This window comes from Orenia sp., assembly GCF_055140805.1.
The window spans coordinates 1-16,755 of sequence record NZ_JBSQYM010000137.1 but is presented as its reverse complement, the minus strand read 5'-3'; the positions used below and the strand labels follow the sequence as shown (position 1 = coordinate 16,755).

8 protein-coding genes and 2 pseudogenes are annotated in these 16,755 nt (G+C 32.9%); all 10 read left to right on the top strand.

Features of this window, described 5'->3' with window-relative positions:
• Positions 1-345 precede the first annotated feature (345 nt).
• Positions 346-1,278: a hypothetical protein gene (locus ACTCDL_RS12350; RefSeq protein ID WP_463177034.1), complete on the top strand. Its 933-nt coding sequence runs from the start codon at positions 346-348 to the stop codon at positions 1,276-1,278.
• Between the two features lie 136 nt (positions 1,279-1,414).
• On the top strand, positions 1,415-2,641 hold the full coding sequence (locus ACTCDL_RS12345) for a LamG-like jellyroll fold domain-containing protein (RefSeq protein WP_463177032.1): 1,227 nt from the start codon (positions 1,415-1,417) through the stop codon (positions 2,639-2,641).
• 363 nt (positions 2,642-3,004) lie between these two features.
• Positions 3,005-4,966, top strand: coding sequence for a methyl-accepting chemotaxis protein (locus ACTCDL_RS12340; protein WP_463177029.1), 1,962 nt, complete (start codon positions 3,005-3,007; stop codon positions 4,964-4,966).
• Positions 4,967-5,376: 410 nt separating this feature from the next.
• On the top strand, positions 5,377-6,708 hold the full coding sequence (locus tag ACTCDL_RS12335) for an MATE family efflux transporter (RefSeq protein WP_463177027.1): 1,332 nt from the start codon (positions 5,377-5,379) through the stop codon (positions 6,706-6,708).
• A gap of 31 nt (positions 6,709-6,739) precedes the next feature.
• Positions 6,740-7,018, top strand: a pseudogene (locus tag ACTCDL_RS12330) (ABC transporter ATP-binding protein); the annotation flags it as partial.
• 1,598 nt (positions 7,019-8,616) lie between these two features.
• The gene (gene arfA, locus ACTCDL_RS12325) at positions 8,617-10,131 is read left to right on the top strand and encodes an arabinosylfuranosidase ArfA (RefSeq protein WP_463177025.1); all 1,515 of its coding nucleotides are present in this window, start codon (positions 8,617-8,619) and stop codon (positions 10,129-10,131) included.
• 632 nt (positions 10,132-10,763) lie between these two features.
• Positions 10,764-12,272 carry an arabinosylfuranosidase ArfA gene (gene arfA, locus ACTCDL_RS12320; RefSeq protein WP_463177022.1) on the top strand — a complete coding sequence of 503 codons (1,509 nt, stop codon included), beginning with the start codon at positions 10,764-10,766 and terminating at the stop codon, positions 12,270-12,272.
• A 484-nt stretch (positions 12,273-12,756) separates the two neighbouring features.
• A complete protein-coding gene (locus ACTCDL_RS12315; RefSeq protein WP_463177018.1) occupies positions 12,757-14,121 on the top strand; it encodes a family 43 glycosylhydrolase in 1,365 nt (454 codons plus the stop codon).
• A gap of 35 nt (positions 14,122-14,156) precedes the next feature.
• Positions 14,157-16,433 (top strand): beta-L-arabinofuranosidase domain-containing protein, encoded by a 2,277-nt coding sequence (locus tag ACTCDL_RS12310; RefSeq protein WP_463177015.1) that lies wholly within the window; start codon positions 14,157-14,159, stop codon positions 16,431-16,433.
• Positions 16,434-16,536: 103 nt separating this feature from the next.
• Positions 16,537-16,755, top strand: a pseudogene (locus ACTCDL_RS12305) (L-arabinose isomerase); the annotation flags it as partial.

Here is a 16,755-nt window from a genome sequence, read left to right as displayed (position 1 = left end):
CGAATTAAAGATTAAAAGATTAATTAATCTTTTAGTTTTATTCGCGTAAATTCGGTAGATTCGTTGCTGAAAGTTATCTTTTAAGGTTTTTAGTTAAGATCTTAAAGGTATTAAATTATTAGGATATTTAAATTACATTCTAAAGTTGTTTATCTATATTATAAGAGATAGTGCTCAGAGATAAGAAAATTGAGATTAAATGGGTTAGTAAATTTAGTCTATTTTGATTGAAAGAATAGATTTTTATTAATCATTACCAATTTATTTTGAAGATTGATTGAAATTATCTAAATGGGTAAGTAGGGATAATTTATTCCTAAATCTATTATAAAAGGAGAGATTATAGTGAAAAAAACTATATTGTTGTTGGCGCTAATCTTAACAGTATCGACATTATTATCAACAGGAGCTATGGCAGCTGTCCATGGTACCTTTAGAACAGCTGCAGAATCAGTCAATAGAGAATGGAGTAATGGAGACAAGCTAGGTTTTATAAACTGGATCAATTTTGATGGGCTTTTTAAAGGAGATGACTGGGGTAATTTTCAACTAGGTGTTAAATCGTGGAAGATGCATGTATATGAATCTACAGCAGTTGATGGTAATGATGATGGTTTAAGCTATGGTGATGGAGATTTATCAGGAAACCATGGTGGAGAGACAGGGTTTGAATTTAGACCAGGTTATCAAAAAAATACTGATTGGGGAACTTATGGTGGACAATTGATTTTTTCTCAAGGAAGAGGTTTTGAAACTGTTAATTATGATAGCTGGGATGCAATCAAGCCAGAAGTTAACTTAACCTATAATCTAAGTAATAGATCAAGGATATTTACTAGAGCATTATATACCTATGAACAAAGAGATAAGATAGATTATGTAAATGATTGGGCTGAACTTGAAGTTCAATATAAATATGATATAGCAGGAGGAACTCTTGGGGTTGGTGTATTTATAGGAGAAGGTTTTGAAGAAAAAAATTTCAAAGGACTTGATGATCGTGATGAGATTAGAGGATTATTAAATTATGTGAAATACTTCCCTCAAACAAAGATATTCATGAACTCTTATTCTGAATTAAGACGTTGGGAAAATGCTGCAGGAGATTATGCTAATCAATATAAAGTAGGAGTATTTATTAATAGACCAGTAGCAAAGAATTTCATTTGGGAAGCAGAGGCTAATGTATTCCATGAGTTTGATGTTAATGATGGATTTAATGGTGATGCATATCAAGAATTATTCTTCATGACAGGTCTAAGATATAACTTCTGGTAAAATAATCAAGTACGTTGAGATTGATAGATATCATTTAAGTACAAAAGAAGGTATGTCTTTTGCAGGTTTAGAAATATTTATTGCTACTTTAAGAAGAGAAACTAATTTGAGATAAAATATTAAAGGAGGAAGATATATGTCTTTGAAAAAATTAACTTTATTTGCTTTATTACTTACGTTTTCTTTAGTGCTAGGAGCATGTAGTGATGATGGGATAGTCTCTAAAGAAGAATATAAAATATATGGGACAGTTACAGCAGAAGATATAAATGGTGTTCAAAAACCGATATCTGGGGTAACAATCTCTATCTCAGGAGATACAAATGGTACTGTATCAACAGCTGCAGGTAAGTGGTCAGCGGTTGTTAAAGGTGATGTTACTGTAGATGCATCTAAATATGGTTATCGTTTTGATGGTGATCCCCTTACAGCAAGTGAAGCTGTAAATAATTTAGATTTTGAAGGAAGACTATATATACCAGTTGCTAATCCGACTGCAGGAGGTTATTTTACAGATCAAGATGTTACATTAGCGTATAAGGCTGATTATACTATTTACTATACAGTTGTTGAAAGTGTTGTAGCTGATGATGATACTCCTGATGATGCTGATGCTGATGAGCTAATAGCAACTGGTACAGTGTATGCTGGAGGAACAATTTCAGTTGCACTTGGTGAAACACTGAAAGCTGTAGCTGTAAAAGATGACGATGATACAGTTGTAACCGATGTGCTTGTTGCTAAATATACTAAAGCTACTCCAGTAGCTAAATATACATTTGATGATGAAACTGCAACAGATTCCTCAGAAAATGAATATGATGGAACATTAGAAGGTGGAGTTTCTATAGTTGATGGAGTCAGAGGTAAGGCAGTAGAGCTTGATGGAAATGACGGTTTTGTAGATCTTCCTGATGGAATTCTTAATGGAATTGGAGACTTTACTATTGCAACTTGGATAAATGCTAATGAGTTAAACAATTGGTCTAGAATATTTGACTTTGGTTATCCTGAAGCATCTAGTCTTTTTATGGCTGCTAATGAGCCTTCAACATATGTTGATCTTTCTGGAAGTATTGTAGATGCAATTGGTGCTCCATATATTGTAGATAATGGTCAGTGGCAACATGTAGCATTAACTCGTTCTGGTACATCACTAGTTCTATATATTAATGGTCAAGAACGTGCTAGAGATGACAATGCAACAGATAAGGTCTTTGGAAACACTACTGGTAACTATATCGGAAAGTCAAATTTTGCAACTGATAAGAACTTAAGTGCACAGTTTGATGAGTTTGTAATTTATGATGCAGCTTTATCTGCTGCTGGAATTGAGATGCTATATAACGGTGCTACTCAATAATAATGTTCAATGATAGATAAAAATAGTAATCAAGAGGTTGTTTTGTTAAATTTAACAAACAACCTCTTGGTTATATATTTGGTAGTTAACTTTGACTAGAGTTTGGTTTTTAGTAATAAGTTTAAAAATATAACCTTAAATTAATCATTAGTAATTATTCCATCTAAGTCTATAGAAGATAGATTATTTGAAGATTATTAGTGCTATTTGATTTATAAATCAAATGATACTTGAGTTTTTTATTATTATTTATTGGTATTATTTTGATTAAATACATGATATTTATATATTGCTATTATAGTAATTATAATTTAATTATCTTAAAGATAGGTTAATTCTCGATGATTAAGGGGGATGGGACTTATGTTAGAGAATTTAAAGTTAAAAGATTTGAATTTGAAATGGAAGATATCATTGATTATTATTAGTATAATAATGTTTGTTATGTTTTTAGTTACCTTCGTGATTAAAGAGTATACTGAAATGGCGATCTTAAAACAGGTTAATAAGCAGATTACTACTATCAATTATTATCAAAAGACCAATATTACCGACTTTATAGCAAGATTAGATAAGGTGATGATTCCCTTATTAAAGGATGATATGGTCAGTGTTTTTGTGAAGATGGCTGATGGTTTTAAAGAGAAAGACTTATCTGAGGATGCTAAGTTAATGACAGCTACTGGACAACTTACCTTTAAAGGATTTCTCTTTAATGACTCCTTTGTATATAAGACAGGTAAACAGCTCAAAGTAGCATTAGAACAGATTGAATATTCAAAATGGGCCTATTTAACAAACAAAGAAGGTATAGTTATTGCAGATTCTAGAGTAAATTCATTAAGTGATAGAAAATTGGCTAGAAAATATATTGGAAAAAGTTTGACCACTGATCGATATAAAGATTTAAACTTTGGGGATTTAATATATATAGAAGAAGAGCCTGTATTATTATTAAATCTTCCAATACATAAGAGTGATTCACAAAAAAAGATAATAGGTTATTTAGTAATAGGAATTTCTCTTGATTTATTTGAGAAGAATTTAGAGACTTCATTGGGTGATTATGGTAATGCTTCTTTAGTTAATAAGGAAGGGATTATTTTAAAGGATCAAAATAAAGAGCTGTTAACAGTTAAGATAAAGAATAAGTGGTATTTAACCCAGATGGATAAAGGGGTATTAGCTAAAGCTCAAATTGTGGACCATAACTATCAGATCATAAATAAGATTGATGGGGCTAATCTATATTTAGCCAGTACAATTCCTATAGATAAGATTAATTCTTCTGCTAGAAGAATTAGAAATGTAATTATTCTTATTGCTTTGATAGGGACTTTATTATCAGTTGGTATAGCCATTGCTTGTGCTAAATATATTACTACTCCAATTACTCAAGCTATGAGATTTGCCCAAGATATCTCTTCAGGAAATTTAAATATAGCTGATTTAGAAGTTAAATCGAGTGATGAAATTGGTAAGCTATTTGCTAATCTTAATGATATGAGGCGTAATTTAAGTAATATGGTAGGTGATCTATTAGAAGCAATAGATGATATATCAGCTTATAGTCAAGAGCTATCAGCCTCTGCTGAAGAGAGCAGTGCAACTATAGAGAATACAAACTATGCTCTAGAAGAGATGGCAGCTAGTATTAAACAACTTTCAGCAAGTAGTCATAGTATGACTGAGTTGTCTAAAGAGGCTGATTTAGAGGCTGAAGTTGGTGATGGCAATATAGAGAAGATAAATGATAATATGGAAGAGATTAATCAAGAGGTTGTTAAGGCAGTGAAGATGATTAATAGTTTAAATGATAACTCTAAGGAGATTGGCCAGATAATAGGTCTAATTACTAGTGTGGCAGAACAGACAAATTTACTTGCTCTAAATGCAGCGATAGAGGCAGCTAGGGCTGGAGAGCATGGTCGAGGATTTGCGGTAGTTGCAGATGAGATTAGAAGCCTTGCTGAAGAGACCTCTCAAGCAACAAATAAGATTGCCAGTATAATTACAGAGACTCAGAATAAATCTGATGTTGGATTAGAAGCTATTAAGAAGGTAGAAATTAAGACTGCAGAAGGGAAGAAAATAGTTCAGGATACAGGTCAGGTCTTTAAGCAGATTAGGTCTTCGATAGAGAATACTTCTTTACAAATTAATGAAACCGACAATGTAGTACAGCTATTAAAAGAAAATAGTAGTGAGTTAATAATTAGTTCAGAGAATATAGACTCTATGTCTAAAGAAGTGGCTAGTTCTTCTCAAAATATGGCTAGTATGTCTAATCGCCTACAGACATTAGTTGGAGATTTTAATATATAAATATCTTTAAACAAAGTCATCTAAGTGATTTCTTTAGTTAAGTATTAGATTAATATAGGTATGTGAATTCAACAATGAAACTTAATGGGGATATTGGGACACTTTTAAAATTAGCGTGAGTGGGTGTGTGAGTGTGAATAAATCCCATAAAAAGAAGTTTTACACACACTCACATTCATAGCTCACACTCGACACAAAGTGTCGCACTATCTATTGTTTCATTCTAAAGTTAGATGACTATACTATGGAATAATATTAAGTTTTAATTATAAATAAAAATTTAATATCTCCCTATAAGAAGAGACTATTTGGATTATAATCTAGTTAAAAATTATTGATATAAAAGACTTAATATAGAGATATAATCAAATAGTTAATATAATATTTAATAAAAAGGAGTAATATAAGAGATGGAAAAGAGAAAGAATTTATATCAACTTGCAGGACCAATTTTTATTGAAATTCTATTATTTATGCTACTAGGGGTAGCAGATATCTTTATGTTAAGTCAGTTTGATGATAGAGCTGCTGGAGCTGTAGGGGCTTCTAATCAGATTATTGGGAATTTGAATATCATATTTGCCATAATCTCTGCAGGTACGGCAGTATTAGTAGCTCAAAATGTTGGAGCTAGACAGAAAGAAGAGGTAGAGAAGGTAAGTGCTGTATCCCTTGTTGTTAACCTATTGCTAGGGATAGTTATTAGTATTGTCATGGTAGCCTTTGGAGATCTAATATTAATTAAAATGGGAGTTACAGCAGATTTGATAAAGTATGCCTCTGAGTATATGAAGATAGTAGGAGGGGCTTTGTTCTTTCAGGCTATATTAAATACGCTAACAGCTATCTTAAGAAGCCATGGTTATACTACAGAATGTATGATGATAACAGTAGTAATGAATATTTTAAATATCTTTGGAGATGCAGTCTTCATATTTGGATTGTTTGGGCTACCAGTTTTAGGGGTTAAAGGGGTAGCAATTGCAACTACTTTCAGTAGAATATGTGCAACGATTGCTGCTTTTACATTATTATTAAAGAAGGTACTTTCAATTAAGATGTTTACACATTTGAATGAGAAGCCTGTAATAGTGCTTAAAAGATTGGTTAAGGTAGGGTTTCCAGCGGCAATGGAGAATATGTCCTATAGTTTATCCCAGACGGTACTGATGAGTATTATTTTAGTTAATCTTGGAGAAGTGGCTTATATCACCAGAACCTATGTCTGGACAATAGTCTCCTTTGCAATGTTATTTTCATTGGCTATAGGTCAAGCAAATCAGATTATGATTGGGCAACTAGTAGGAGCTAATAAGATAGAAGAGGCCTATCATACTGGTTTTAAGAATTTCAGAATTGCTATGGTCTTTTCAGTAATAGGTGGGATTATTCTATTCTTCTTTGGAAAATCATTCATGTCCTTTTATACTGATAACACTAAGATTATCATGTTGGGGGCAACAACCCTGATGGTAGATGCCTTTTTAGAGCCTGGTCGGAACTTCAATATTGTCTTAATCAATGGCTTAAGGGGGGCTGGAGATGTAATCTTTCCTGTAGTTATGGCAATCATCTCTATGTGGATAGTTGCAGTTGGTGGAGGATACTTCTTTGGTGTGGTTTTAGGCTATGGCCTTCCTGGAATGTGGGCAGCTTTCATGCTAGATGAATGGATTAGAGGGGTCTGTATGCTATTTAGATGGAATAGTAGAAAGTGGGCAGAGAAGTCACTGGTTGGCTAGTATTAACTGAATAAATTGTAAATAATGATACAGGACATTACTTTCTGATCCTGCTATCTTAATCCTTGATGAAGCCACTTCAAGTATTGATACTAAGATAGAAATATTAGTACAGAAAGCTACTGATGCTCTGTTAGAAGGAAGAACAGCATTTGTAATAGCCCATAGACTATCAACGATTAGAAATGCTGATAGGATTATGGTAATTGATAATGGTGAAATTGTTGAACTAGGTAGCCATGATGAGTTAATTGAGCAAAAAGGTTTTTATTATGAGTTGTATAAGGCTCAATATAGCCGAGTGATTTGAAGGGGATAAAATATCAGGCTTTAACAAAACTATACTCTTCTGTATAGGTATATACTGATTTTATGATAAAAAATCAAAAAAATAGTTGCATTTTTTTTGATAATGTGTATAATGTAACTATAATCTCTATAAGAATACAAGACTATAAGAAAGGGTGATGTAAAGATGTTAGTAACTATGTTTAATTTCTTAAAAAAGGTCACTGATGAAGGTATGAAAATTGATGACAATGTAAGAAAAGCTAAAGAATCATATAACAAAGAAAATCACATTTTCTTTAATTAGTCCCTGTACAATACTATAAGACTCTAACTGAAAATAAGATTATAATTAAATTGATGACAAATATATTGAGAGCATCTATAAAATAGATGCTCTTTTTTTGAATGTATCTTTTTATCTTATCTTAGTATAAGTTATCGTTAAACTTAAATATCTCTATTATAAGAGAGCTATTTAGTTTTAAATTAATATAATAGCCATATAGGATGCTAACAATATATTGACATTGGATATTAAGAGGTATATAATTAAATTAATAAAAAATTATTATTTTTTATTTGCCCGTTTTCTAATCGGTTAGAAAAAGAGGGTTTTTATTTTAGGTGAATTTCTAAACGGTTAGAAATAATAGTCTTACCCTTAGAGGGTGATAAATATCAATGGGGAGTAAAGCTTAGGATTTTATATTCTCTTATATCTTCTGGTATAAGTTAATAATTTAAATAGATCAGAATATATTGGAGAATCTTTTAGCCTTTATTTAACAATACTATTAAAAAGCAGATACTTTGACTGTTTAAGAATCCTATTTAACCTATATAACAATTTTACTATACTGATATCATATCCAATTAGACTGTAATATATAAGTAATTAAATCTAAAAGAAGAATATTACAGAATTAATTTTATGGTAGAGGTTAAGTCTGTAACCTTTTATAAGAATGGTTAAATAGGATTGTTAAATTACTAGAGAATCTCTCTTTGGAACTGCAGCTTGTTTTTTAAAAGTATTTAAAGCTTTATTTAAGGTTCTGGGTTATTGAAGATAATATTTAAAATGATAATTTCTTTAAAGATTTTTAATTCTTTAAGAAAAACATTAGTTCAACTTATATATTTATAATATTATCTTTAAATTTTATTATAGAGTTGAGTGACTATAGATGTCCAACTTTAAAGTGTAATTTAAAAATTTTAAAATCATTTTCAGACCTCACTCTAGCTCTCTCCTACCTTAGGAGAGAGGATTAAAACATTTGTTCCCCTCTCCTGATAGGAGGAGAGGGGTTAGAGGTGAGGTTGGTTTTAGATTTCATTCTAAAGTTGTTTATCTATATAGATCTCCAAGTCTAAAGAGGACTAAAGCATCTTTTATTCCCCTCTCCTGATATGAGGAGAGGGGTTAGGGGTGAGGTGGGTTTTATATTACATTCTAGAGTTGTTTATCTATATATAGGTTTGTGAATCTAGAATAAAATTTAACCATGACGTTATAAAAAGTGTCCCAATATATCCATTAAGTTCCATTTTGGATTCTCATACCTATATTAAAGTTTAGTAAATGTGTATTATTTAAAGAGAGGGGTAATTTTAATGGCTGAAAAGAAAGCAAGTGTAAAATTGAATAAAGATTTTAAGGTTGCTGATATTGATGATCGAATTTATGGATCATTTATTGAGCATTTAGGTCGTGCAGTTTATACAGGTATCTATGAGCCAGACCATCCTACAGCTGATGAAGATGGCTTTAGAGAAGATGTAATGGAGTTAATAAAAGAATTAGACGTACCGATTGTTCGTTATCCTGGAGGGAACTTTGTTTCTGGATATAATTGGGAGGATGGAGTAGGACCTGTAGAAGATAGACCAAATAGACTTGAGTTGGCTTGGAGGACTATCGAGACCAATGAGATTGGTACCAATGAATTTATGAAATGGGCTGAAAAAGCTGGTACTGATGTTATGATGGCTGTTAACTTAGGGACTAGAGGTATAGATGCAGCTCGTAATTTAATTGAATATTGTAATCACCCTGGAGGTAGTTACTATAGTGATTTAAGAAAAGAGCATGGTTATGAAAAACCCTACAATATTAAAACATGGTGCTTAGGAAATGAAATGGATGGACCATGGCAGCTAGGTCATAAGACTGCTGATGAATATGGACGTCTTGCTTGTGAAACTGCTAAGGTGATGAAGCAAGTTGATCCTGATATTGAATTTGTAGTTTGTGGAAGCTCCCATAGAAATATGCCAACTTTTGGAGAATGGGAAGCAACTGTTTTAGAGCATACTTATGAGCATGTAGATTATATCTCTTTACATCAATATTTTGGACATAGAACAGAAAATCTTCCAAAGTATTTGGCTAAATCTGTACAGATGGATGATTTTATCGATAGTGTCATTGCTATTTGTGATTATGTAAAGGCTAAAAAGAAGAGTGACAAAGAGATCTATCTATCCTTTGATGAGTGGAATGTATGGTTTCATTCTAATCAAGCTGATCAAGAGATGGAGCCTTGGGCGATTGCTCCTCCACAATTAGAGGACATCTATACCTTTGAAGATGCATTAGTAGTGGGTATGATGATGATGAGTTTATTAAAGCGTGCTGATAGAGTAAAGATGGCTTGTTTAGCACAATTAGTTAATGTAATTGCTCCGATTATGACTAAAGAGGGTGGAGATGCATGGAAGCAGACTATCTTCTATCCATATTACCATGGCTGTAAATATGGAAGAGGTACAGTATTAGAACCAGTTATCTCTTGTCCGACCTATGACACTGAAGATTTCAAAGAGGTACCTTTAGTTGACACTGTAACTGTTATGAATGAACAAAAAGACGAGTTAACTATCTTTGCAGTTAATAGGGACTTAGAAGATTCTTTGGCTTTTGAAGTAGAATTAACTGGTTTTGAAGATTATAATGTGCTAGAGCATATTGTAATGGAAAGTGAAGATATGAAAGCTAAAAATACAGCTGATAACCCTAATAATGTAACTCCTCATACTGGAGGAAATGCAAAAGTTGTAGGTGTTAAGGTTATAGCTGACTTACCTAAGCTTTCTTGGAATGTAATTAGATTAAAGAAGAATAATTAATTTAACTAATAAAAAAATTCAAAGAGAAGGGGATTTCTATTTCCTTATCCTCTTCTTTTTGAAATATATAAATATTAATAAATTTTATAGATGCTATAAATATTTTTGAGATTAATAAGTAGTCTAATATAAGGTTATAATAATTTACACTTGAATATTTATAGCCTCATAGGTTTGTGAATATAGAATAAAATTGAACCCTGAGGCTATGATGCTATAGAGAGATAAAGCGGCACTTTCATGTCAGGAATCGGGAATCTGGAATCAGTCTGTCTTACTGATAACTGGTTCCTGAATCCTGATTCCCAAAACTGTTGCAATATCCCCTTTAAGTTTCATTTTGAATTCACATATCTATAGTTATCTAGTATAACTTTAATATAAATTGATTGTCTAGTTGAGGGTTTTGTTTTCCCCCTTAGCCCTCAATTTAATTAATCTAGATATCAGTCTGTTTTTGAATGTTTTTAGGTAAAATTGCTTCCTTGACCATTATAAAATTATAAGTTACTATATAAATATATCGAAGTTTGATAGATATAGGTTAAATTTTTATTTATTAGAGTTAATTCATAATTGGACTAATTTGAATAATGAAAAAATTAAAATGATCATATAGGGGGACAGTAAGAATGGAAAAGAAAGCAAAGATGTATTTGGATAAAGAATTTATAATTGATAAAGTTGATGATAGAATTTATGGTTCCTTTATTGAACATTTAGGGCGTGCTATTTATACAGGTATTTATGAGCCGGATCATCCAACAGCAGATGAACTTGGTTTTAGAGAAGATGTAATTGAACTTGTAAAGGAATTAAATGTACCAATTGTTCGTTATCCTGGTGGTAACTTTGTTTCTGCATATAATTGGGAAGATGGCGTGGGTCCAAAAGAGGACAGACCTAAGAGGCTTGAAATAGCTTGGAGAACTCTAGAAACCAATGAAGTTGGAACCAATGAATTTCTTCAATGGGCAAATAAAGTTGGTGCTGAAACTATGATGGCTGTTAATTTAGGAACAAGAGGGATAGATGCTGCACGTAATTTAATAGAATATTGTAATTATCCTAGTGGCACCTATTATAGTGATTTAAGAAGAGAGCATGGTTATGAGCAACCCCATAATATCAAGACCTGGTGTTTAGGTAATGAAATGGATGGATATTGGCAGATGGGGCATAAGACTGCTGAGGAGTATGGTCGTCTTGCCTGTGAGACTGCTAAGGTGATGAAGCAGGTTGATCGTGATATCGAATTGATTGTCTGTGGTAGCTCTCATAGAGATATGCCTACCTTTGGAGACTGGGAGGCAACGGTTTTAGAGCATACCTATGAACATATAGATTATATCTCTCTTCATCAGTATTTTGGAAATAGAGAGAAGGATTTAGGGTATTATTTAGCCCAAAGCGTTGAAATGGATGATTTTATTGAATCTTTAGTAGCTATATGTGATTATGTAAAAGCGAAGAAAAAAAGTGATAAAAGGATAAACTTATCCTTTGATGAATGGAATGTCTGGTTTCATTCTGGCAGACCAGATGAGAAATTTGAACCTTGGTCAATTGCAGGGCATTTACTAGAAGATATCTATACCTTTGAAGATGCTTTAGTAGTTGGTTTAATTCTGATTACATTATTGAAGCATGCTGATAGAGTAAAGATAGCCTGTTTAGCTCAATTAGTCAATGTGATTGCTCCGATTATGACAGATGAAGGCGGAGAAGTGTGGAAGCAGACTATCTATTATCCATACCTTCATGCCACTAAATATGGAAGAGGTACTGTATTAAAATCTGTTATCTCTTCTCCTACTTACGATAGCTTTAAGGTGAAGGAAGTACCTCTGCTTGATGCTGTTGCAGTAATCAATGATAAAGAGGAGTTGACCATCTTTGCGGTAAATCGTGACCAAAAGGATTCTTTAGCTTTATCCTGTGAATTGAGAGGCTTTGATACTTATCAAGTAATTGAGCATATTGTAATGGAACATGAAGATGTTAAGGCTAAAAATACATCAGAAAATCCTAATAATGTATTACCTCATACAAGGGAAGATGCCAAGGTTGAAAAAGCTAGAGTTATAGTTAATTTGTCTAAGCTTTCTTGGAATGTGATTAGATTAAAAAAGAGTAGTTAATTTTAGTTAAAAGAAATTAAATAAATATTAGAGATCTTTAATTTTATGTTTTTATTTAAAATAGCCAACTTGATAGTTGGCTATTCACTTGACATTAATTACAATGGATGTTATAATTTATATAAATCTAAACGATTAGAAGTTGATTTTTTATTTTTGCTATAAATCTAAACGGTTAGAAATATAATTTAATATTTAATGATAAATTTTTAATATGAGAATCCCCTAAATTCTTCTTATTATATTTACAGATATGTTTCTGATCGTTTAGTTTTTTGCTACTGCTATAAATTGCTTAGATTATTTAAATACATAAAGGTCTTTTTATTTTTAAATTAGAGATATAAGTATAATAACTTTTATAAGATATATGTTTATATATTACTTAGCTACTTAAATTGTTTTGGATATTCCAAGATTGTACGGATAACGGTACTAATGTTAGTTAGGATGAACTAAATTAATTGAGAGGAGGGACATTTAGATGGATAATAATTCAATAAAATATCCAACAGCTCCACCAGATTATCCTTTATATGATAAGAGGGTTTTAGAGGATAGAGCTAAGTGGATGATTACAAATGTACACGATCCAGCTATTTTTAAAGATGGGGATTGCTATTATATCTTTTCTACTGACTGTGAAGTAGATACTAAAGAGCTAAAGCCCGGTATACAGATAAGGCGTTCAAAGGATTTAATAAATTGGGAGTGGGTTGGCTATGCACTAGATGGAATTCCTGCAGATGCTAAAGAGTGGACAGCTGCTACTAACCTCTGGGCTCCTGAGGTAGTTAAATTCGGTGATGACTATTATCTTTATTATTCGGCCTCGCAATTTGGAACAAATATCTCTTATATTGGTTTAGCCAAGAGTAAGAGTGTTACAGGACCTTATATTAGTCAGGGAGAAGTCTTTAAAACCAAATCCAAAGATACTGCTAGATTTGGAACTGCTCCTAATGCTATCGATGCTAATATCTTCTTCTCTAAAGAGGGAGATCATTGGATGGTCTATGGATCATTCTTTGGGGGAATTTATGTTTCTCAAATTGATCCTAAAACTGGTAAGTTAGTTAACTATGGTGAAGGTGATTTGATTGCTAGAAGGAGTTCAGATGTTGATTCCGCGATTGAAGGACCCTATATAATCTATAATGAAGACTTTGATAAATATTATTTATTCGTCTCTTATGATTCGTTATTTAAGGATTATAACATTAGAGTTGGTAGGTCTAATAATATAACTGGACCCTATTTAGACTCTCAAGGTAATTGTATGACTGATATTGAGTTAAATCCCCAATCCCGAGTGGGAAATAAGATTGTTGGTAGTTATTCCTTTGCTAGTGGTGATGGCTGGAAAATGCCAGGTCATAATTCGGTATTACAAGATGGTGATGACTGTTACATTGTCCATCATGCTAGGGGAGGAAAAGATCCTAAATGGTCATACTTGCATGTTAGAAGGATATTATGGAGTGATGATGGCTGGCCTGTTGCTTCTCCAGAGAGGTATGCTGGAGAAGCAATTCAAGAAATTACGAGAGATAAGATAGTTGGAAAATGGGAACTAATTATTCTAGACCCCGACAATAATCTGCAATTAACTGCTAAAGAAGCTGAACTTTCAGATGATGGAAGGTTAGAATATAAAGCTAATGCTGGTTCTTGGAAGCTGATTGATGATTATACAATAGAAATTAATTTAATCACTGATAAAGCTAAAGAGCTTTATCAAGCTAAAATAATTCCAGCTTGGGACTGGGAAAACTGGAAGCCGACCTTAGTCTTTACTGGTTTAAATCAAGAGGGAGTAGCGATTTGGGGCAAATTTAAAGGTATATAAATGCTGCTTAATAATAGGGAAAGGGGATTTTATCAATGGAAGATGTAAGGCTATTAGAAGGAATCTTTAAGGATTCTCAAGATATTGGGAAAGAATATCTATTAGAGCTTGATGTTGATAGGTTACTAGCACCTTGTTATGAGGCAGCAGATCAAGATCCTAAGAAACCTCGCTATGGAGGCTGGGAAGCAAGGCAGATCAGTGGGCACTCTTTAGGTCATTGGTTATCAGCAGCAGCCCAGATGTATCTGGCAACTAAAGATGAGGAGTTAAAGGAGAAGATCGATTATGCTGTTTCTGAACTTGCTTATTTACAGAGCCTTGATGATAAAGGATATGTAAGTGGCTTTCCTCGTAAACCCTTTGATCAGGTCTTTACTGGCGAGTTTGAGGTAGATAACTTTAGTTTAGCCAATTGGTGGGTGCCTTGGTATAGTATCGATAAGATCTATGCAGGTCTAATTGATGTCTATCGCTATACTGCTAATCAGCAGGCTCTTGAAGTGCTTACTAAGTTGGCTGATTGGGCTAAAGAGGGCACTGATAATTTAACTGATGAAGAGTTTCAAAGAATGCTGATCTGTGAACATGGTGGTATGAATGAAGCTATGGCAAATCTCTATGAAGTTACTGAAAATCAGGATTATCTTGATTTAGCTATCAGATTTAGCCACCAAGAGATATTAGAGCCTTTAGCTGAAAACAAAGATGAGCTTCAAGGTAAGCATGCTAATACTCAGATTCCTAAGGTAATAGGAGCAGCTAAGATTTATGACCTTAATGGAAATGAAGATTTTAAGAACTTAGCATTATTTTTCTGGGAGCAAGTAATCAAGCATCGTTCTTATGTAATTGGTGGTAATAGTAGAAATGAGCATTTTGATGCACCTGATACTGAAAAATTGGGAGTTGCTACAACAGAGACCTGTAATACCTATAATATGATGCAATTAACAGAACAGTTATACTCATGGGACCATAAGGTTGAATATATGGATTATTATGAAGGAGCTCTCTATAATCATATTTTAGGTTCTCAGGATCCTGATTCAGGAATGAAGACTTATTTTGTAGCTACTAAGCCAGGTCACTTTAAGGTCTACTGCACTCCTGATAACTCTTTCTGGTGCTGTACTGGTACTGGAATGGAGAACCCTGCTCGCTATATCAGACAGATCTATCATCTAGATCAAGATGATTTATTTGTGAACTTATATATTTCTTCTGAATTAGACTTAGAGGAAAGGGGAATTAAACTCCGTCAAGAGACTAAATTTCCTCAATCTGAACAGACTAAACTAGTCTTTGAGAAGGCTAATGATCAATTATTGAAGCTAAATATTCGAGTTCCTAAGTGGATAGCTGGAAAGTTAACTGCTGTAGTTAATGGAAGTGAAGAGTATCAACAAGCAGAGAATGGTTATTTAACTATAGAAAGAAAATGGGATCAGGGAGATACTATTGAAATCACTCTTCCAATGGACTTACATCTATATACTGCTATGGATGATGAACATAGGGTGGCAGTTATGTATGGACCGATTGTCTTAGCAGGTGCACTTGGTAAAGAGAAATTCCCTGAGAATGATATTGTAGGAGATCATCTAATATACAATAATCATCCTGGGATTACAGTACCAACTCTGGTAGTTGATGAGGCAGAGCTTAATGATTGGATTAAGCCAGTAGATAAAGAGAAGTTAGTGTTTGAAACGACTGCTATTGGTCAACCAGGGGATCAAAAGATAAAACTGCTTCCTTTTTATGATTTACACCATGAACGATATACAGTTTATTGGCAAAAGATGACTATTGAAGAGTATGAAACATGGTTGCAGGAGAAGGAAGACTATCAAGAACAATTAGATGCTGCAACGATTGATGCTATAAATCCTCATGAGCAGCAACCTGAGATAGAACATAACTTAAAGACTGAAAATTCCTACTCAGATTATTCACTGGTAGCTGAAAAGGCATGGCGTGATGCTCGTGATGGTGGATTCTTCAGTTATGATGTGAAGGTTAAACCTGATGAGCAAATGTATTTGATGGTCACTTATTGGGGTAGTGATATGTTTATCGGGATTGATGGTAAGCATTATGAACGTGATTTTGATATCTTAATAAATGATGAAGTGATTGTTAGTCAAAGGCTAGAATGTAAGCATCCTGGAGAATTATTTGATGTATTCTATCCTATCCCTCAAGAGTTAACTCTTGGTCAAAAGCAGGTTGAAGTTAGATTTCAATCAAGTGAAGGGACCATAGCTGGTGGAGTTTATGAACTAAGAATCACTTCTGAAAGCTTGTAAGACTTTAATTCTCTTGTCTGAGATTGATGAACTGCAAAAGAATTGACCTATTGGTTAATTTCATATAATAACAATAATTACCAAAAATAAAGGAGGAACAAAAATGAAACCATTTAAAAATTTAGAAGTATGGTTTTTAACAGGAAGTCAACATTTATATGGTGATGATGTATTAAAAGAGGTTGCAGAGAATTCAGAGGAGATTGCTCAATACTTTGATGATTCAGATGATATTCCAGTAAAGGTTGTTTATAAAACAACTTTAACAGGACCAGAAGAGATAAGAAAGATGTGTTTAGAAGCAAATAGTGCTGAAAATTGT